Origin of the sequence: Propionicimonas sp. (assembly GCF_049840635.1) — a bacterium.
Taxonomy (GTDB): domain Bacteria; phylum Actinomycetota; class Actinomycetes; order Propionibacteriales; family Propionibacteriaceae; genus Propionicimonas.
The window spans coordinates 736863-757022 of record NZ_JASGKL010000004.1 but is presented as its reverse complement, the minus strand read 5'-3'; the positions used below and the strand labels follow the sequence as shown (position 1 = coordinate 757022).

The following is a 20160-nucleotide window of genomic DNA, read 5'->3' as shown; positions in this document are numbered from 1 at the left end:
ACTCCTCGTCGAGCCGCGTGGCGGATCAGCGGCATCGGGTCACTCCAATGTATGCGCCAGCGCGGACGCCAGCGCGGGCACGAGGTCAGCACCGGACAGCAGGTCGCCGTCCTCGCCGCGCACCCTCGCGACGCCGTGCCGGTCCTCGTCCCTCGTCACGCCCACGACCACCCTCAGGTCGAGCCTGCGCGGGTGGGCGGCCACGACCCTCGCGGCCTCGTCGGGGTCGGAGGGGAGCTGCTCCTCCGCGTCCGCGGGGAGGAATGCCCGTTCGAGGGCGAGGACGCAGCCGGCGACCGTCGGCGGCCAGGTGATCCGCGCGAGGGCCTCGGCCAGGTCGGTGCCGGGCCGGAAGTCCTCCTGCTCGATCGAGCTGTACCCGTCCGGCATCGCACCGGACAGGTGCGCGGCGAGGCTGGGTTCGGCGGCCAGGAGGTCGGCCGTGCGGACGAGGGCGAACAGCCGCGCGGGCTGGCCCCAGCCGAGCCGGCCGACGTGGCGCTCCACCTCGACCAGTGCGGCGACGAGGGCGTCGTTCACGAGCACCCCGCGATCGAGACCGTGTCCGGGGACTCCTGCAGCGTGCGCAGCGCGCTGATGGCCTCGTCCAGGCTGTCGACGGGGACGAGCCGGATCCCGGAGGGCGCCTGGCCGACGTCCACGCAGTTGTCGCGGGGCAACACGAAGATCGTCGCCCCGTCGCGCGCCGCCGCGGCGACCTTCTCCTGCGCTCCGCCGATCGGGCCCACCGTGCCGTCGGCGGCCATCGTGCCGGTGCCCGCGATCACCCGGCCCGCGGTGAGGTCGTCGTCGGACAGCTTGTCGCTGATCGCGAGGGCGAACATGAGCCCTGCGCTCGACCCGCCCACGGCGGGGTCGATGGCGAACTTCACGCTCGGCTTGTAGGTGTAGCCGGTGGTCAGCGAGATGCCCACGACCGGCTTGTCCGGGTTCGCCGTGGTCGCTCGGGTGGTGACCGACTCCCGCTGCACCTGCCCGTCGCGCATCACCGTGAACAGGACGGCCTCGCCGACGTGGTGCGCTGCGACCGCGGCCTCGACGTCCTGCACGGAGGTGGTCGTGCGGCCGTCCACGGCCTGGATCAGGTCGCCCGGCTTGAGGATGTCGTTGGCCGGCCCCGAGCTGGTCACCGACTGCACCATCGGCCAGCTGATCACGGGGATGCCGGCCTCCCGGAGCGCCGCGACCACGGCGTCCGACTGGGAATCGGTCATCAGCTGCGTCTCGTCCTGGGTGATGTCGGTCGGGTCCTGGCCCTCGCGGTACACGGCCGAGCGGGGCAGCACCTGCCGCGACGGCAGCCAGTAGGAGAACAGCACCTCGGGGAGGCTGAGCGTGCTCTCCGGCGACGTCACGGCGACGGTCGTCATCAGCAACTTGCCGGTGGTCGGGAACGTCTTGGTGCCGGTGATCGTGATCGGGTCGGCGGCGACGCCGTCCTCCAGGAGGTTGCTCGTCCCGCCCGGCGACCACAGCACGTACGGGACCGGGACGAGGGCGATCACCGCGGCGAGGACGACGAACAGCACGGCCGACACCGTGGCCGTCCAGGTCTGCTTCGTCACGTCACCTTCCCGTTCCGGCCGCGCGGCCGTCCATGCTCCCCAGACCCTACCCTGCCGGGGCGCCACGGCTTGGCGGGTGCGGGACAATGGAGGCCACGCCAGCTGAGGAGTGCCCATGACCGACCCGGCCAACCCGGACCGCCCCGACCCGGAGGGCGAGGAGGAGGCGTTACTGCGTTTCCTCGCGCAGTTCGGGATCAGCCCCGGTCCCGACGGCCGGCTCGACGTCGAGGCACTGATGGGTCGCCTGCAGGGGATGATGGGCGCCTTCGCCACCCAGATGGCCAGCTTCGGGAAGTCCGACGAGAGCGGCATGAACTGGGGGTTCACCAGGGACGTCGTGCGCCGGCTCACCGCCGCCGCCGGCCCCGACCCTTCGGCCGGTGCCGCGGAGCTCGGCCGGATCAGGGACGCCGTGGCCCTGGCCGACCTGTGGCTGGACGAGGAGATCGCCTTCCCGCGGCTGAGTTCGCCCGCTGCGGCGTGGACGAGGGGCGAGTGGGTCGAGCGGACGTGGTCGACCTGGCAGCAGCTCGTCCGGCCGGTCACCGGCCAACTGTCGGTCGCGCTGCGCGGCCTGGTCGACGCCAGGGAGTCGACGTCCGTCGAGCCGATGCTGAGGATGGCCCTGTCGGGCATGTTCGCGTCCCAGGTGGGCCAGTCGCTGGCCAGCCTCGCCCAGTCCGTGGTGAGTGCGGGCGACATCGGCCTGCCGCTCACCGACGAACCGCAGGTGGCCCTGCTGCCGGTGAACATCTCGGCCTTCTCCGAGGGTCTCGAGGCGGACCCCGGCGACATCCTGCTGTTCCTCGCCATCCGCGAGGCCGCCCGGCAGCGCCTGTTCGGGGCGGTCGGCTGGCTGGGCCCGCAGCTGCTCGCCCTCGTCGAGCACTACGCGCGCGACATCGCCATCGACCCGGACGCGCTCGAGCAGGCGATCGAGAGCCAGTTGGGCTCGGCCATGACGCCGGAGGCGCTCGAGGACGCCGGGCAGGCGCTGGCCGGCTCCCTGTTCGCCCCGCAGGTGACCGACGAGCAGCGTGAGGTGCTCGAGCGGCTGGAGACCCTGCTCGCCCTCGTCGAGGGCTGGGTGGACGAGGTCGTGGCCCAGGTCGCAGGGACGCGGATGCCGGCGGCGGCGGCCCTGACCGAGACGCTGCGCCGGCGCCGTGCCGTCGGAGGGCCCGCGGAGTCGGCACTGAAGTCGCTGGTCGGGCTGGAGCTGCGTCCCCGCCGGACCAGGGACGCGGCCAACCTGTGGGCTGCGACCCGCGCCGCACGCGGCGCCGAGGCCCGCGACGCCACCTGGGACCACCCCGACCTGGTGCCCACCACCGCCGACCTGGCCGACCCGCTGGGCTTCGCCGCCGTGGGCCACACCACGGGCGCCCCCGACGACCTCGACGCCGAGCTCGCGAAGCTGCTGGACGAGGAGGGCGGCGCCCGCTGACGCCGCGTCCACCCTGAGGTGGACGGAAAGCCGCGACTACACAACAGAAGCGTCCACCTTGAACTGGACCCGGCTGAGTCCATCACAAAGTGGACGGAAACACGCGACTACACGACAGAAGCGTCCACCTTGACGTGGGCCCCACCCCGCCCACCACAAAGTGGACCGAAATCCGCGACTACGCCACAGAAGCGTTCACCTTGAACTGGACCCGGCTGAGTCCACCACAACGTGGACGGAAACACGCGACTACCCCGCAGAAGCGTCCACCTTGAGCTGGACCCGGCTGACTCCACCACAAGGTGGACGGAAAGCCGCGACTACGCCACAGGAGCGTCCACTACAAGGTGGACCGAAACACGCGACTACACCGCAGAAGCGTCCACCTTGGCGTGGACTCAGTCGGGCTCGCCGGCTCCCTCGACGTTGGTGGCGTGCTCGTAGCCGTGCAGGAAGGCGCGGGCGCGGTCGACCTGCGGGTAGCCGGCCAGGAGGTGGTGGAAGGCCGGGGAGTGGTCGGGGACGAAGAGGTGGCACAGCTCGTGCAGGATCACGTAGTCGCTCACCCAGGTCGGCATCGTGCGCAGCCGTGACGACAGCCGGATGCTGCCCTCGCCCGTCGTGCACGACCCCCAACGGTGGTTCTGGTTGTCGACCCAGCGGATCGTGAACGGGGGGAGTTCGGCACCCGCGCGGGAGGCCAGGTGGACGCGGAACAGCTCCCGGGCCCGTGCCGCCAGCTCGTCCTCGGACGCCGGCAGCGTGCGCTGCGCCTCCCGGCGCAGGAACTTCTCGACCAGCGGAGGGAGCAGCTCGCGCACCTGCGCCGCGGTCATCCGCTCGGGCACCAGGGCCACCAGCCGCCCCTGCTCCCTGAACACGGTGTAGGTGCGTCGGCGCCGCGCGCTGCGTCGCACCTCCAGCTCTGGTTCTGCCATACCGCCACCGTACGACACGCCGCAGACAGCCCAGTTGACCGGCGCCGGGGCGGGCACTAGGTTCTGAAGCCGAGGCCCCCAGTGGCCGGTCCGCTCGCAGGGGAAGGCAAGCGGAAACCCGGTACCTGGGGGCTCTCGCACGCCGGATCCCCGATCGCTGCGCAGGCGGCGCGCGGGGCATAGACTGACCGGCAGCCCGCTGCGGAGCCCCATCAGGGGGCGAAGCCGATCTACAGGAGGAAAAACGTGGCCAAGGACACCTACAGCGGTTCGTTCTACTGCGTGAAGTGCAAGGACCACCGTGACGCAACCGGCGATGTCGTGGTCAACGAGAAGGGCACGCGCATCGCCAAGGCGAAGTGCCCGGTCTGCGGGACCAACCTCACGCGGTTCCTGCCCAAGGCCTGATCCAGTACCTGTGAAGCGCCGGCCCCGAACGGGGTCGGCGCTTCGCTGTTCCCCGGGCGCCGCGAGCGCGACGGTGTTGTCAATATCGCCCAGGTGTTGTCCGTTCATTCCGAGCCCTTGCGCCGGCGCCCGACCCGCGCGCAGCCTGCTGCCCGTGACGATCGAGGCCAGCACCCGCGTCCGGCTGGACCGGCCGGCGATCGCGGTGTGGCGCGCGCCGGGTGTCCTGCAGGTCGGCATCGACGATCCGTCGGTCGTCCTGGAGGGCGTCCCCCGGGCGCTGGCGGACGCGGTTCCCCTCCTCGCCCACCCCTGTACGACCGAGGAACTCGCGACCCTGCTGCCCCGCCTCGACCCGGAGTGGCTGCCCTGGCTGGTCGACCGACTCGGCAGCGCGGGTCTGCTGGCCACGGCGACCCCGGTCGTCGAGCCCTCGATCCTCGTGGTGGGTGCGGGCCCGCTGGCCGCCGCGGTCGCGCACGCGGTGGCGGTCGGCGGTCGGCACGTCGACCGGCTCGACCCGGTCGGGTTCGCTGCGCTGCCCTCCCGTCCTGACGCCCCCGAACTGGTCCTGCTCGCGACCGGGACCGCCGAGCCCGACCGCGCGCTCACCGATGCGCTGTTCCGGGAGGGCCGCGCGCACCTCGTGGTCCGGCTCGAGCCCGACCGGGCGGTCGTGGGGCCGCTCGTCGTGCCCGGCAGCACTCCGTGCGTGCGGTGCTCGGACTTCGTCCGCGGACATCTCGATCCGGCGTGGCCGCACCTGCTCGCCCAGCTGTGCCGTGAGGGTGTCGAACCCGTCCCCGCGCTGCGGACGTGGGCTGCGAGCACGGCCGCCGTCCAGGTCCACGCCTGGCAGGCCGGCGCGGCGGCGGACGCCAGCGGTGCGTCCCTCGAACTGACCCTGCCCGACTACCGCCTCCGCCGCCGGGCCTGGCCCGCCCATCCGGCCTGCGGCTGCCTGCTGACCCCCGGTTGAGGAGGCGGGCAGACTGGGCGCGTGACCAGCCAGGACGAGCGCGACCAGCGCCGGGTACTGCCCGAGAGCACGTTCGGACGCGGTGCGAAGCTCCTCAGCCTGCCGCTCGGTGCGGCGGCGCGGGCCGGGGTCGGCATGGGACGCCGGCTGATGGGCGCCCCTGCGGCAGAAGTAGACGCCGCCATGCGCGACGCCGCGGCCGAACAGCTGTTCCAGGTGCTCGGCGAACTCAAGGGTGGCGCGATGAAGTTCGGCCAGGCCCTCAGCCTGTTCGAGGCGATGCTCCCCGAGGACATCGCCGGCCCCTTCCGGGAGCGACTCCGCAAGCTCCAGGACGCCGCCCCGCCGATGCCGTCCTCCCGCGCCCAGGCCGTGCTGCGTTCCGAGCTCGGCCCGGACTGGCGGCGCCGGTTCGCCGACGTGGACCTGCGCCCGGCCGCGGCCGCCTCCATCGGGCAGGTGCACCGGGCCCGGCTCGTCGACGGCCGCGAGGTGGCGATCAAGATCCAGTACCCCGGTGCCGACGTCGCCCTGGCCAGCGACCTGCGCCAGATCCAGCGGCTCGCCGGTGCGGTGTCCCCGCTGTCGGGCGGCCTCGACGTCGTCGCCCTGACCAGGGAGTTCGCGTCCCGGATCAACGAGGAGGTCGACTACACCCTGGAGGGCGCAGCCCAGCAGCAAGTGGCGGAGGCGCTGGACGGCCACCCCCGCTTCGTGGTGCCGAAGGTGCACGTCGCCACGCGACGCGTCCTGGTCAGCGACTGGGTGGACGGCTTCAAGCTCACCGGGCTGATCGGCCGACCCGAGGACGAGCGCAACCGCAGCGCGCTCGACTACGTGACGTTCCTGTTCGCCGGGCCGTCGCTGGCCGGCATTCTGCACGGTGACCCGCACCCGGGCAACTACCTCGTCACGCCGGACGGCCGGCTGGCCATCCTCGACTTCGGGCTGGTCTCCCGGCTGCCGAACGGGCTCCCGGAGGCGATGGGACGCCTGATCCGCCACGCGGTGGACGGGGCGATCGAGCCGATGGTGGCCGGACTCGCCGAGGAGGGGTTCGTCGAGGACTCCATCGACGGCCAGGCGCTGCTGGACTACCTCTCCCCCTTCGTCGAACCAGCCCGCGTCGAGGAGTTCTCGTTCAACCGCGAGTGGGCGCGCGGCCAGTTCTCCCGCGTCCACGGCGACATGAGCAGCTCCGGGGTGGCGACCAAGCTGAACATCCCGCCCGAGTACGGGCTGATCTACCGGGTCTGGATGGGCGGCATCGCCGTCCTCTCCCAGCTCGACGTGCGCGCCAACTTCGCCCAGGTGCTCCGGGACCACCTGCCCGGCTTCGCCGACTGACGCTACGGCTTCGTGGCGGTGAGCGTGTAGCTGGCCGGCAGTCGCTCGGGCCGGTCGGTGAGCCGGTACTCCCCGCTCTCCTCATCGAGGGTCATCAGGCCGGGCAGCGCCTCCCACGGGACGCTGTCGTGCTCGGTCAGCGAGGTGAGCTGCAGGCCCGCCTCGAGCAGCGCGGTGATGATCTCGGCCATCCCGTGGTTCCACTCGGCCGCCTCCGGCGAGCTGACGAGGTCGTCACCGGCGTAGGTGTGTTCCTCGTGCCAGACCAACGGCTCGGCCTGCTCGAAGTACGGCAGTTCGAGGGCGGCGGAGAGCCCGCCGGCGCCGGTCACCCACGGTTGCTGGACGCGGTCCTCGGGGTCCTCGCCCAGCCGCACCACGATCGACGACCACAGCACCGGATGGCCCTCCCGGATGAACAGCTGGCCGCCCGGACGCAGGAGCGCCGAGGCGACCTCCGCCCAGCGGCGGATGCTCGGCAGCCAGCCGATCGCGCCGATCCCGGTGTAGACGACGTCGAACGACCGTCCGGCCAGGGCCTCGGGGGCCGAATAGACGTCGGACTCGACGTAGTCGATCGCCGCGCCCGCCTGCCCGGCGAGCTTCCGGGCCTCGGCCAGCGACGCCGGCGACAGGTCGAGGCCGGTCACCCGTCCACCGAGCCGGTGCAGGCTGAGCGTGTCCGTGCCGATGTGGCACTGGAGGTGGAGCACGTCGAGGCCGTCCAGGCGGCCCAGCCGGGGCAGGTCGAACCGCACAACGTCGGAGAGTGCGGACGGATCGGCGAGCAGCCGGTCGATCCCGTAGTTGCGGGCGTGGATCGGGGCCCTGCTGTCCCAGTTCGCCCGGTTCACCGCGAGGTAGTCCATCCCCGCACGATAGCGGGGGCCGGTCAGCGGTCGGCGGCGAGGATCGCGAGCACGTCGGCCGCGTACTGCTCGCACTTCACCCTGCCCACCCCGGGCACCTTGAGCAGGGCGCCCACGTCGGCGGGACGGTCCTCCGCGATCGTCATCAGCGTGGCGTCGGTGAAGACCACATAGGCGGGGACCGAGCGCTGTGCGGCCACCCCCGTTCGCCAGGCGACCAACCGGTCGTAGGTCTCCTCGTCATAGCCGGGCGGGCAGTCGGCGTGCCGGCGGAGCTTGCGCTCCGCCCCGGTGTGCAGCGCCTTGCCGCAGACCCGGCAGGTCGCGCTCAGCGCGGAGGTCGGCTTCTCCCTGTGGCCGGGCCGCCTCGCGATCGGCTCGGGCCGCGCCGTGATCCCGTCCAGGAACCGGGACGGCTGTCGGCCGCCGCTGCCCCTGCGGGTGCGCGACCAGCTCAGCAGGAGGTTGCGCCTCGCCCTGGTGATCCCGACGTAGAACAGCCGCGCCTCCTCCGCCACCTGCTCGGGGCCTGCGGCCAGCGACAGCGGCAGCGTCCCCTCCTGGACGCCGACCAGCGCGACGGCCGTCCACTCCAGGCCCTTGGCCGCGTGCAGCGTGGACAAGGTCACCCCGTCCGAACTCAACGGGTGCTCGACCTGGGCGCGCGCGTTCAACTCGGCGACGAAACCGCCGAGGTCGGCGGTCCCCTCGCCCGCGGCCGCCCTGGCGGAGGCCACGTCCTCGGCGAGCGCGAGGATTGCGGCGAGCGACTCCCAGCGCTCCCGCACGCGGCCCTGGCCGGACGGCGCCGCCTCGGTCCACCCGATCCGGGCCAGCACGTCGCGGCACGCGTCCAGGGCCGGCTCGCCCGCGTCCCTGCGCGCCCGCTCGGTGAGCGTGCCGATCACCTGGCGCACCTCGGGGCGGTCGTAGAAGCCCTCTCCCCCGCGCACCGTGAACGGGACGCCGGCCTGCGCGAACGCCGACTCGAACACCGGCGACTGCGCGTGCACGCGGTAGAGCACGGCCTGTTCGCGCCACGGGACCCCGGCCTCGTGCTGCTCGACCAGCCAGCGGGTGACCGTGGCCGCCTCGTCCTCCTCGCTCGCACACTCCAGGACCCGGGGTTCGGGGCCGGGCTCGCACTGGGACTCCAGCACCACCGTGCCCAGCCGGGTGCGCCTGGCCACCCGGTTCGCCATCCCGACCACCTGCGGTGAGGAGCGGTAGTCCCGCACGAGCCGCACCACCCTCGCGTCGGGGTACCGGTCGGCGAAACCGGTCAGGAAGGCGGGCGTCGCGCCGGCGAAGGAATGGATGGTCTGCGCGGGGTCGCCCACCACGCAGTGGTCGCGGCCGTTGCCCCACCACAGGTTCAGCAGGTTCTGCTGCACGGGGTTGACGTCCTGGTACTCGTCCACCACGAGGTGGCGGTAGGTCCCCCGCACCTCCTCCGCGATGTCGCCGTGTTCGGCCAGCATCGCCTCCGTGCACAGCAGGATGTCGTCGAAATCGATCACGCCCCGGTCGGACTTCACCTGCTCGTAGCGGCCGAGTACGCGCCCCACCTGCGCAGCGTCGAGGCCGGACACCTCGCGTCCGGCCGGCTCGGCGAGGTCGGCGTAGTCGGCGGGTGAGACGTTGGTGACCTTCGCCCACGACACCTCGGTGAGCAGGTCCCGCAGCGTGCTCGCGTCCGGAGCGAGCCGAAGCCGCCGGGCGGCGTCCGCGACCATGCCGAGCCGCTCGTCGCTCACCGGGGGCAGGTGGGACCCGTACGCGCGCGGCCAGAAGTACTGGGCCTGGCGCAACGCGGCGGAGTGGAACGTGCGCGCCTGCACGGCGGGCACGCCGAGCGCCCGCAGCCGCGACCGGAGCTCCCCGGCGGCCCGCGTGGTGAAGGTGACGGCGAGGACGGCGTTCGCGGTGTACGCGCCGGTCGCCACGCCGTAGGCAATCCGGTGCGTGAGCGCGCGCGTCTTGCCCGTGCCCGCTCCCGCGATCACCACGACGGGGGCCCCGAACGTGGTCGCGACCTGCGCCTGCTCGGGGTCGAGCCCGGAGAGCAGCGCGGACGGTTCGGCGATCACGCAGCACACTGTAGGCACCCGCGCCGACACTCCGCCGCACGCGTGTCAGTGGGCGCCCCTAAGGTGTGAACACCATGCAGTTCCACCACGCGCGCACCGCCGACCAGCTGGCCAGGACCCTGGTCGGGCTGTGGTCCGGCCCCCGGTCCGACCCCTTCGAGTTCGACCTCGCGGTCGTGCCGGGCGCGGGCTTCCAGCGCTGGCTGTCGCAGCGGATCGCGACTGCGGGTGAGCGGCCGGGGATCTGCGCGGGGATCGAGATCACCACGACCGGCGGGCTGTGGCGCCGCGTGGACGCGGCCGACGACCCGTGGCGCCCCGGGCGGCTGGCCTGGGCCGTGCTGCGTCTGGCCGGCGCGTCCACCGACCCCGAACTGGAGGTGCTCCAGCGGCACATCGCCGCATCCAGGGAGGGGTACACCACCGCCCGGCGCATCGCTGCGCAGTTCGCCGGCTACGCCGACCACCGCCCGGCCATGCTCGGCGCGTGGCTGGACGGGGACGACAGCGGGCCCGACGGTTGCCCCCTCGCCGAGAACGCCTGGCAGGCCCACCTGTGGCGCGAACTGGTCGCGCATCTCGGCAGCGATCCGCTCACCCGCAGGGCCGAACTCCTCGACCGGCTGCGCACATCGCCGGTCGCCGGTCTCCCGCGCCGCGTCGCCGTCCTCGCCCCCGAGCGCGTGCACGAGGGGTACCTGGCACTGCTCGCTGCGCTCGGCGACCACCACCAGGTCGACGTGCTCCTGCTGACACCGGCACCGTCCCGCCGACCGGTGCCCGCGCCGGCGGGACTGCGCCGTTCCGAGTTCACCGCGCCTCCGGGCCATCCCCTCAATCGCTCCCTCGGCGTCGTCTCGGACGAGGCAGCGCTCCTGCTCCCGCCGGCCGACGACCTGCCGGACGTCGCGTCCCCGGACTCCCTGCTCGGCTGGCTCCAGGCCGACCTGCGGGCCGACCGCGAGGGCGGTCCGCGCACCCTCCGGCCGGGCGACGGATCGGTCCAGGTGCACCTCTCCCACGGCGACGACCGCCAGGTCGAGGTGCTCCGCGAGGTGCTCACCTCCGTCCTGGCCGCGGACCCCTCCCTCGAGCCGAGGGACATCGTGGTCCTCACCCCCGCGATCGAGCCGATCGCCCCCCTGGTGACCGCAGCCTTCACCGCGCCGCCCCAGGGTGCCGTCCACCCCGCGCAGGGGTTCCGGGTCCAGCTGGCCGATCGCACGCTCACGCAGGTGAACCCGATGGTGACGCTCCTGCTCGAACTGCTCCGCCTCCCCGATGGCAGGGCGGAGGCCAGCACCCTGCTCGAGTTCTGCGCCCATCCTGCGGTCGCGCAGCGGTTCGGGTTCACGGCCGAGTCCCGCGCCCGGCTCGTCGAACTCGTCGAGCGGGCGGGCATCCGGTGGGGACTCTCCGGCGCCCAGCGGACGGCCTTCGGCCTGGGCAGCTTCCCCCAGAACACCTGGTTCGCCGGCCTCCAGCGGATGCTGCTCGGGGTCGCGATCGGCGAGAGCGACCTCGTCTCCGCCGGCACCGTGCTGCCGCTGGACGACATCGAGTCCTCCGACGTGGAGCTGATCGGCGGCCTGACCGAGCTGGTGGGGCGGCTCAGCCGCCTGTTCACCGAGGTCAGCACCCCGACGACCATCGCGGGGTGGACGCTGCGCTGCCGCGACGCCCTCTCCGGGCTCGTCGCGCTCCCGCCCACCCAGGAGTGGCAGCTGAGCGACCTGTGGGCCGGCCTGACCCGGCTCGCCGACCGCGGCGCGGCGGCCGACGACCACCCGGTCGACCGCCACACCGCGGTCCGGGCGATCGAGCACGAGTTCGAGACCTCGCCCGCCCGCGGCGCCTTCGGCAACGGGTCCCTCGTCGTGGCCGGTCCGACCTCGCTGCGACACGTCCCCCATCGCGTGGTCGTCCTGCTCGGCTGGGACGCCGACCGCTACCCCCGCTCGCCGCGCCGGCACGGCGACGACCTGCTGGCGCTCGACCCCTGCGTCGGTGAGCCGTCCGCCGCACTTCTCGACCGGCAGCTCCTGCTGGACGCCGTCCACGCCGCCGGCCAGACCCTCGTCGTCGTGGCCCGAGGGCGCAGCGAGGCCACCAACGAGGACGTCCCGCTCGCCGCGCCGGTCGCGGAGCTGGTCGAGGCGCTGGACCGGCTCGCGTCCACCCCCGACGGAACCCCGGCCGGGGCCGCGGTCACCCACCGGCACCCGCTCCAGCCGTTCGACCCCGCCTACTTCGACGGTGAGCGGCCCGACCTCACGAGCGTGGACGCGCTGGCCTTCCGGGCGGCGACCGCGCTGCTCGCCGACAAGGTCGCGGCCCGGCCGCGGTACCGGATCGACCCGCTCCCCGAGCCGGACCTCGGCCTCGGGGTGTCCCTCGACGACCTGGTCGCCTGGTTCGGCCACCCCGCCCGCACGCTGCTGCGGCAGTCGGCGGGGGTCAGCCTTGGCGACGATCCCGAGCCCAGCGACGCGATCCCGATCGAGCCCGACGGCCTGGCCCGGTGGCAGATCGGCAACCGGATGCTGGCCGGGCTGCGGCAGGGCAGGGACCCGGCCGCGGTTGAGCGTGCCGAGTGGCTCCGTGGCGAGGTGCCCCCCTTCCAGCTGGGGACGCTCCTGCTCGCCGGGGTGCGGCAGGAGGCCCAGCGCTCCGCGCAGGCGGTATCCTCCGACCTGCCCGCCCCCGCCCTCCACGACCTCGCCATGGCCGTCCCGGTCCCCGACCGCGGCACCACCACCCTGATCGGGCGGGTGACCACCCACGGGACCGAGATCGTGCAGGCCGAGTTCTCGTCCCTGCAGCCGCGACACCGACTGGCCGCGTGGGTCCGGCTTCTGGCCCTCGCCGCGGCGGAGCCCGGTCCCTGGCGCGCGCGGGTCGCGGGGAAGGGACGCGTCTGCGTGCTCGCCGCACCGCCGCAGGCGGAGGCCCGCCGCCTGCTGGGCGACCTGATCGCGATCCGCTCGATCGGGCTGTCCCGTCCCCTGCCCGCGCTCCCCCGGCTGTGCGCCGAGTGGGCGACCCTGCGCCAGGCCGGTCAGGACCCCCTCGAACCGCGGACGCGCAACCGCCTGCGCGACCGCTGGGACTGGGAGGCGGCGAAGGACCCGTCGTACACCGCGTTCTTCGACTTCCCCGGCGTGCTCGACCTCCCCGTCGGCGACCTCGAACTCCCCGGTGCGGACGAGGGTGAGCCGAACCTCGTCGGAGCGCTGGCCCGCGCCATCTGGACGCCGCTGCTGGACAGCGAGGTGGCACCGTGACGCGGTTCGACCCCACGGGCCCGCTGCCGACCGGCACGGCCGTCCTCGAGGCCAGCGCCGGTACGGGGAAGACCTACGCCATCGCAGCCCTGGCCGTCCGCTACATCGCCGAGGGCGTCGTTCCCGTGGACCGGCTCGCCGTGATCAGCTTCAGCCGGATGGCATCGGCGGAACTGCGGGCCCGCGTCCGGCAGCGGCTGCGGCGCTCCGCGGACGTCCTCACCGCGCACCTGGCGGGCACCCCCGTCGACCCTGACCCGACCGACGCCCTGCTGCTCGACGCCCCCACCGAGGTCGTCGCCGAACGGATCGCCCGGCTGCACCGGGCCGTCAGCGGCCTCGACTCGGCGACGATCATGACCATCCACCAGTTCTGCCAGGCCATGCTGGACGAGCTCGGCGTCCTCGCCGAACAGGACCCGCGGGCCACCCTCGTCGAGGACCTCAGCCTGGCCCTCGACCAGGTCACGGACGACGTCTACCTCGCCCGCTACGCCACCCACCCGCTCGGGGTGCCGTTCGACCTGACGACGGCACGGGCGATCGCGCGTTCCGCGGTCGGGTTGCCGGACGCCGACCTCGTCCCCGCGGGCGCGCCCGGCATCGCCGGCGAACGGGTCGAGTTCGCCGACGCGGTGCGCACCGAACTCGAGCGCCGCAAGGTCCGCGGGGGCCTGTACACCTTCGACGACCAGCTGTCCCGGCTCCGCGCGGCCCTGCGCGGCCCGGCCGGCGTGGCCGGTGCGGAACGCCTGCGGCGACGCTGCCGCGTCGTCCTCGTGGACGAGTTCCAGGACACCGACCCCGTCCAGTGGTCGATCCTGCACGACACGTTCGCCGGCCGGGTGCCCCTGGTCCTGATCGGGGACCCCAAGCAGTCGATCTACGCCTTCCGGGGTGCCGACGTCGCCGCGTACACCGCGGCGGTGGCCGACGCGGACGAGAGGTACTCCCTCGAGGTCAACCACCGGGCCGATGCGGGCATCGTGCACGCGGTCAACGACCTGTTCCGCGACGTCGTGCTCGGCGACGGCATCGTCGTGCCGCCGGTGGTCGCGAGCCATGCCGGCTCGCGGCTGTCCGTGCCGAGCGACTCGGCCTGGGCCGCACCCGTGCGGCTGCGCTGCCTCGCCTCCACCGCCCCCGTGCCCGCCGCCGACGCCCGGAGCGCGATCATCGCCGACCTCACCGGGGAGATCGTCACGCTGCTCGCGGGCGGCAGTACGGTCGAGGCCGACGACGGCCCGCGCCCGGTGCGCGCGAGCGACATCGCGATCCTGGTCAGCACCAACGGGCGGGGACGCCAGATCGCCGCGGCCCTCACCACGGCCGGCGTCCCGGTCGCGTTCTCCGGCGCGGACTCGATCTTCGCCACCTCTGCGGCCGCCGACTGGCTCACGCTGCTGACCGCGCTCGAGCAGCCGCGCCGCAGCGCCGTCCGGGCCGCCATCCTCACCGACTTCGTCGGCGCGGACCTCACCGACCTCGCCCTCGCCGACGACGACCGCCTGACGGGCTGGTCCGCGCTGCTCCAGGGCTGGTCCCGCGTGCTGGCCGCGCAGGGTGTGGCCGCGCTGTTCGCCACCATCCAGGCCCCGTCGGACGACGCCGCGGACGAGTTCGCCGCACGCCTCCTGCGCCGTCCGCGCGGCGAACGGGACCTGACCGACTTCCGGCACCTCGCGGAGGTCCTGCACGCGCAACACTCTGCGGGAACCCGCGGGCAGGCACTGGTCGCGTGGCTGGACGAGGCCGTCACCCGGTCCGCGGCGACGTCTGACCGCGTCCGCCGGCTGGAGACCGACCGGGACGCCGTCCAGATCATGACCGTGCACAAGGCGAAGGGGCTGCAGTTCCCGGTCGTCCTGCTACCCGAGGCCGCGGACCTGTGGGTCCGGGACGCCGACGAGGGTGAGAACTTCGCGTTCCATGACGGTGACCGCCGCGTCCTCGACGTCGGCGGCGCCCACGCCCCCGGACGTCCGGGCCGGCGCGCCCAGCAGGCGACCGAGGACGCGGCCGAGCGGCTCCGCACGCTCTACGTGGGCTGCACCCGCGCGCAGTCGCAGCTGACCCTGTGGTGGGCGCGGACCCGGGTCAACACGGCAGCATCACCCCTGCACCGGCTGCTGTTCCGCCGGCGGGACGGCTTGGGCGCGCCCGAACCGGAGTACCCGCTCGACCAGCCGCCGGGCGACGGGAGCCCCGCCGCCCTGGCCTGGCTGGCCGGGGCGGGCATCGTCGTCCAGGACTGCACGCCGGAGCGTGCCCGCCCGATCGTGCGACCGACCGCGGCCCCGCGACGGCTCGCACCGGCTACCTTCTCCCGCCGGATCGACCAGGACTGGCGCCGTACGTCCTACTCGGGGCTGACCGAGGCCGTCCACGCCCGTCCCCCCGTCGCACTGGTGGCTGAGCCGATCACCGACGACGAGCCGGTCAGCGACCCACCCGTGGTCGAGTTCGCGCCGGGTGTCCCGTCCCCGATGGCCGACCTGCCGGGTGGGACGGGCTTCGGCAGCCTCGTCCACCACGTCCTGGAGAACCTCGACTGGCACGCGCCGACGCCGGGCGACGTGCCGGCGCTGGCCGAACGGTTGCAGGAGGCCACCGCCGCGGCCGGCCAGCGCTGGGCGGTCCCGGGAGTCGCCCCCGTGGCACTCGCCGACGCGCTCCTGCCCAGCCTGCTCACCTCGCTGGGTCCGCTCACCGATGGCCAGCCGCTCGCCGCGATCCCCGTGGCCGACCGGTTGAGCGAGCTCACGTTCGAGTTCCCGCTCGGTGCCGGACGCGAGACGCGACGGCTCCGGGACGTGGCCGCGCTGCTGCGCCGTTGGCTGCCCGCCGACGACCCGTTGGCCGGGTACCCCGCCGAACTGGAGCACCCCGCACTGGCGGGCCAGCCGTTGCGCGGCTTCCTCACCGGCAGCATCGACTCGGTGCTGCGCGTCGGTCCGGCGGGGTCCCCCCGGTTCGTGGTCGTCGACTACAAGACCAACCGGCTCGGGCCGGCGGAGCTCACCCTTGAGCACTACACCGAGCCCGCGATGGTGGCGGAGATGGTGCGCACCCACTACCCGCTGCAGGCGCTGCTCTACTGCGTGGCGCTGCACCGCTTCCTCGAGTCCCGCCTGCCCGGCTACGACCCGGCGCGACACCTGGGCGGGGTCGGCTACCTGTTCGTTCGCGGGATGGGCGGGCCGGGTGCACCCGACACCGGCGTGTTCCGCTGGTACCCGCCGGCCGGTCTGGTCACCGACCTGTCCGACCTGCTGGCTGATCGGAGCCGGTCATGACCGACCTCGCCACGAGCCTTGTCCCCGGCCTGCTCCGGGACGTGCACGCGGCCGGCGCCCTGACCTGGGGCGACGTCCACGTCGCACAGAAGGTGGGCCATCTGTACCACGAGGCTGACCAGAGCGTCCTGCTCGCCCTCGCCCTGTCCGTGCGGGCGCTGCGGTCCGGCTCGATCTGCCTCGACCTGGCCGGCACGGGCCCGGGCAGCTCCGACAGCGACGAGGACGCGGCCTCGGTGCCGTCCGAGCTGTGGCCCGACCCCCTCGCCTGGCGGTCGGCGATCGAGGCCAGCCCGCTGGTGACCGTCGGCGCGGAGGGTGGCGGCGACCGTCCGCTGAGGCTGGCCGGCGACCTGCTCTACCTCGAGCGTTACTGGCAGGAGGAGTCGACGGTCGCCGACCAGCTGGCGGCACGCCGGTCCCGGCCGGTGGCGGCTCCGGACCGGGAGCGCCTGGCCGCGGCCGTGGCCGAGCTGCTCACCGACGACACCGACCCCGACCAACGACTCGCTGCTGTCGTGCCCGCCCTCACCGGCGTCACGGTGGTCGCGGGAGGTCCCGGCACCGGCAAGACCCACACGCTGGCGCGGCTCCTCGGCGTCCTGCTGCGCACCGCGACGGTTCCTCCGCGGATCGCCCTCGCCGCACCGACGGGGAAGGCCGCCGTCCGGATGCGCGAGGCCCTCTCCCAGGCCGCCGCCGGCCTCCCTGCAGACCTCGCCGCGTCCCTGACCGCGCTCGACGCGACCACGCTGCACCGGCTGCTGGGATGGGTGCCCGAGGCGCGCAACCGCTTCCGCCACCACCGGTCCAACCCGCTTCCGCACGACGTGGTCGTGGTCGACGAGGCGTCCATGATCAGCGTGACCCTGATGGCCCGGCTGCTCGACGCCCTGCGTCCGGAGGCCAGGCTCGTCCTGGTCGGCGACCCCGACCAGCTCGCGCCGGTCGAGGCGGGGGCGGTCCTCGCCGACATCGTGGACGCCCCGTCCACGCCGGCCGCAGACCTCGCCGGCACCCTGTCCGGCCTCGGGCTCAGGTCGAGCGGGCCGGTGGTGCGGCTCACGCACAACCATCGCTCGGCGGTCGCGATCACGGACCTCGCCCGGGCCGTGCTGGCCGGCGACGAGGCAGGCGCGTTGCAGCTGGCCACCGCGGGAGCCGAGGAGGTCCGGTTCGCCGAGCGCGCAGAGCAGACCGACCTCCGCGAACGCGTCACGGCATCCGGCGGGCGCCTCGTCGCCGCTGCGCGGGACGGCCGGGTGGCCGATGCGCTGGCCGAGCTCGAGTCCCACCGGTTGCTGTGCGCCCACCGTCGGGGTCCGTACGGGGTCTCGCTGTGGTCCCGGCAGGTCGAGGAGTGGCTGGTCGGCGCCGTCGACGATTTCGACCCGACCCGCGCGTGGTACCCGGGCCAGCCCCTGCTGGTCACCCAGAACTCGCCAGACCTGGGGCTGTTCAACGGCGACACGGGTGTCGTGGTGGCCGCAGGAGGCCAGCTCCGCGCCCACTTCGCCCGGGGCACGCACCACTGGCAGACCGTCTCGCCGTTCCTGCTGGACGGCGTGCAGACGATCCACGCCATGACCGTCCACAAGGCGCAGGGCAGCCAGTTCGACCGCGTGACGGTCGTGCTGCCGACCCCCGATTCGCCGCTGCTCACCAGGGAACTGCTGTACACGGCGATCACCCGCGCGAAGGAGCAGGTGACGCTGATCGGCTCCCCGGAGTCGCTCCGGCAGGCCGTGCGACGCCAGGCGCAGCGGGCGTCCGGACTGCGCAGCCGGCTCGCCGACGGCGTCCGCCCCGCGCCCTAGGATGAGCGGATGGACGTCCCGGAGCCACTGGACTGGCGCGCGGTCCTCGCGCTGCTCGCCAACGCGGACGCCCGCGCAGCCCTCGCGACGATCACGGAGGATCCCCGTCTTCCCGAGAACAGGCGTCGAGCAGCACTCGCCAAGTGGGAGCGCACGGGTGTCCTCACCACGGATGCCGACGGCGCCCGGGCGGTCGACGAGGAACGACTCCTGGCGGCGGTGAGGGCAGCGGCTGCGCGACGGCCGACGGGGGTCGAGCGGTTCCTCGGCACGGACGGGAGGATCCGCGACTATCCCTCCCGTGTCGCCGACCGCAGGCAGCTCCTCGAACTCTTGGCCGACCGCGTGCTCGCCCGGGACGAAGTCGTCGACGAGGCCGAACTCAACGAGCGGCTCACCGGGCTCACGGACGACGTGGCCACACTGCGCCGTCACCTTGTCGACGCCCGCCTGCTCTCGCGCGCTCCGGACGGCACTCGCTATCGGCGCTGAGGGCTCGCCCGTCTCTCACCGCGGGCAGGGCACTCACGACCCGGCCACGGATGGTGCACTTCTCGGACGGCCACCCCACCCCACAGACGAGGGAGACTCGATGACCACTGCCACCCCCGCGACCCTCACGCGCGGCAGGGTGGTCGCCGCAGTCGTCGCGCTCTCGCTGGGCGGCTTCGGCATCGGGGTGACCGAGTTCGTGGCGATGGGGCTGCTGCCGTCGATGGCGCAGGATTTGCTGCCCGCCCAATGGGCGGCGTCCCCGGCGGTGGCGACCGCGACGGCGGGGCACCTGATCTCCGCGTACGCGCTGGGCGTGGTCGTCGGGGCGCCCGTCCTCGCGGCGCTGGGCGCCCGGGCTCCCCGCAAGACGCTCCTGGTGGGGTTCCTGGTCGGCTTCGTGGGGGCGACCTCCCTCGCCGCCGTCCTGCCGAGCTTCGGCCTGGTCCTCGCCGCGCGGTTCGTCGCCGGGCTGCCCCACGGCGCCTACTTCGGGATCGCGTCGGTGGTGGCGTCCGACCTGCTGGGACCCGGGAACAAGGGCAGGGCCGGCTCGTTCATCCTCGCGGGGCTGACGATCGCGAACATCGTGGGCGTCCCGACGATCACGTGGGCGGGCCAAGTGGCGGGATGGCGGATCGCGTACACCGTGGTCGCCGCCGTCTTCGCTGTCGCGCTCGGCGCGGTGGCGTGGCTCGTGCCGCACCAGCCGCCGGGGCACGGCGCGAGCGTCCGCAGGGAACTGGCCGCGTTCAGGAACGTCCAGGTCTGGGTGGCGATCGGGATCGGCGCCATCGGGACGGGCGGGTTCTTCGCGGTCTACTCGTACGTGTCCCCACTCGTGACGGGGAGCGCGGGCATGGGTGCCGGCGCGGTGCCGTGGGCGCTGGTCACGACCGGGCTCGGGATGACGATCGGCAACCTCCTCGGCGGCTGGCTGGCCGACCGCGGCACGGGCCGGGCGATCCTGATCCTGGGCGTCTCGTCGGCGGTCACACTGACGCTGATCGGGCTGCTCGCACGGACACCCCTCGGGGTCTTCGGCACGCTGCTCCTGCTCGGCGTGACCAGCATGGCGCTCGCGCCCACCGTCCAGGCCCGCCTCATGCACGCCGCCCGTGAGGCGGAAGGGCTGGGGGCGTCGCTCAACCACGCGGCGATGAACATCGGCAACGCGCTGGGCGCGTTCCTGGGCGGGATTGCGCTCGCCACCACGGGCGACGCCCGAAACACCGCGTGGGTCGGCCTCATCCTGTGCGTCCTCGGTATCGCGCTCACGGCCGTAGGCATCCGTCTCGAACGCACCCACCCGGTCGACCAGCCCTGACCTCTCACACCCTGTTGCCCGTGTCATCCGGGCTTGTGGACGCCGGACAACAGCAACTCCGCCGTCCGCGCCGAAGCGGAGATCCCGGGTCAAGCGCGGGATGACAGGACGCTGGGGCCGGCGACGGATCCCGACCACCAAGGAGCGAGCGCCCGCCAGCCAACGGCCCCGACCCACTCCTGTCATCCCGGCGAAAGCCGGGACCCCGGGACACCACCAGACCGCACCCACCAGATCCCGGGTCAGGCCCGGGATGACCACACGCAGGCGGACGCAC

At 73.7% G+C, this 20160-nt stretch carries 14 protein-coding genes; 9 read left to right on the top strand and 5 right to left on the bottom strand.

The annotated features are described in order from the left end of the window. Positions 1-39: 39 nt before the first annotated feature. Both QM779_RS03660 and QM779_RS03655 read right to left on the bottom strand, forming a co-directional pair. Positions 40-546, bottom strand: coding sequence for a PPA1309 family protein (locus tag QM779_RS03660; protein WP_428531760.1), 507 nt, complete (start codon positions 544-546; stop codon positions 40-42). After that, complete coding sequence (locus tag QM779_RS03655) at positions 537-1586, bottom strand: YlbL family protein (RefSeq protein ID WP_428531757.1); 1050 nt, start codon at positions 1584-1586, stop codon at positions 537-539. The genes QM779_RS03660 and QM779_RS03655 overlap by 10 nt, the downstream gene beginning before the upstream one ends. Positions 1587-1701: 115 nt before the next feature. On the opposite strand from QM779_RS03655, the gene QM779_RS03650 reads away from it, so the two are divergent. After that, positions 1702-3036 (top strand): zinc-dependent metalloprotease, encoded by a 1335-nt coding sequence (locus QM779_RS03650; protein ID WP_428531753.1) that lies wholly within the window; start codon positions 1702-1704, stop codon positions 3034-3036. A 398-nt stretch (positions 3037-3434) separates the two neighbouring features. On the opposite strand, the gene QM779_RS03645 is transcribed toward QM779_RS03650, so the two are convergent. After that, on the bottom strand, positions 3435-3974 hold the full coding sequence (locus QM779_RS03645) for a YgjP-like metallopeptidase domain-containing protein (protein ID WP_428531750.1): 540 nt from the start codon (positions 3972-3974) through the stop codon (positions 3435-3437). Between the two features lie 246 nt (positions 3975-4220). Here QM779_RS03645 and QM779_RS03640 point away from each other — a divergent pair, with 246 nt between their 5' ends. The 3 genes from QM779_RS03640 (at position 4221) to QM779_RS03630 (ending at position 6708) form a co-directional block, all read left to right on the top strand. Then, positions 4221-4382, top strand: a complete 162-nt coding sequence (locus QM779_RS03640; RefSeq protein ID WP_300150377.1) for a DUF5679 domain-containing protein — start codon at positions 4221-4223, stop codon at positions 4380-4382. Positions 4383-4536: 154 nt separating this feature from the next. Continuing rightward, positions 4537-5361, top strand: coding sequence for a hypothetical protein (locus QM779_RS03635; protein ID WP_428531746.1), 825 nt, complete (start codon positions 4537-4539; stop codon positions 5359-5361). A gap of 21 nt (positions 5362-5382) precedes the next feature. Next, on the top strand, positions 5383-6708 hold the full coding sequence (locus QM779_RS03630) for an ABC1 kinase family protein (protein WP_428531743.1): 1326 nt from the start codon (positions 5383-5385) through the stop codon (positions 6706-6708). Positions 6709-6710: 2 nt separating this feature from the next. Here QM779_RS03630 and QM779_RS03625 read toward each other — a convergent pair whose 3' ends face one another. Together QM779_RS03625 and QM779_RS03620 are read right to left on the bottom strand one after the other, a co-directional pair. Further along, complete coding sequence (locus QM779_RS03625; protein WP_428531740.1) at positions 6711-7577, bottom strand: class I SAM-dependent methyltransferase; 867 nt, start codon at positions 7575-7577, stop codon at positions 6711-6713. Positions 7578-7600: 23 nt separating this feature from the next. Beyond that, positions 7601-9667, bottom strand: a complete 2067-nt coding sequence (locus QM779_RS03620; RefSeq protein WP_428531737.1) for an ATP-dependent DNA helicase UvrD2 — start codon at positions 9665-9667, stop codon at positions 7601-7603. A 74-nt stretch (positions 9668-9741) separates the two neighbouring features. Between QM779_RS03620 and QM779_RS03615 the strand changes: the two genes are divergently transcribed. The 5 genes from QM779_RS03615 (at position 9742) to QM779_RS03595 (ending at position 19883) form a co-directional block, all read left to right on the top strand. After that, positions 9742-12951 carry an exodeoxyribonuclease V subunit gamma gene (locus QM779_RS03615; RefSeq protein ID WP_428531734.1) on the top strand — a complete coding sequence of 1070 codons (3210 nt, stop codon included), beginning with the start codon at positions 9742-9744 and terminating at the stop codon, positions 12949-12951. Continuing rightward, positions 12948-16247 carry a UvrD-helicase domain-containing protein gene (locus tag QM779_RS03610; RefSeq protein WP_428531731.1) on the top strand — a complete coding sequence of 1100 codons (3300 nt, stop codon included), beginning with the start codon at positions 12948-12950 and terminating at the stop codon, positions 16245-16247. Before QM779_RS03615 ends, QM779_RS03610 begins: the two co-directional genes overlap by 4 nt. Beyond that, positions 16244-18064, top strand: coding sequence for an exodeoxyribonuclease V subunit alpha (recD, locus tag QM779_RS03605; RefSeq protein ID WP_428531728.1), 1821 nt, complete (start codon positions 16244-16246; stop codon positions 18062-18064). The genes QM779_RS03610 and recD overlap by 4 nt, the downstream gene beginning before the upstream one ends. Before the next feature lie 9 nt (positions 18065-18073). Continuing rightward, the gene (locus tag QM779_RS03600; protein ID WP_428531725.1) at positions 18074-18556 is read left to right on the top strand and encodes a DUF2087 domain-containing protein; all 483 of its coding nucleotides are present in this window, start codon (positions 18074-18076) and stop codon (positions 18554-18556) included. 100 nt (positions 18557-18656) lie between these two features. Beyond that, positions 18657-19883, top strand: a complete 1227-nt coding sequence (locus QM779_RS03595) for an MFS transporter (RefSeq protein ID WP_428531722.1) — start codon at positions 18657-18659, stop codon at positions 19881-19883. Positions 19884-20160 lie beyond the last annotated feature (277 nt).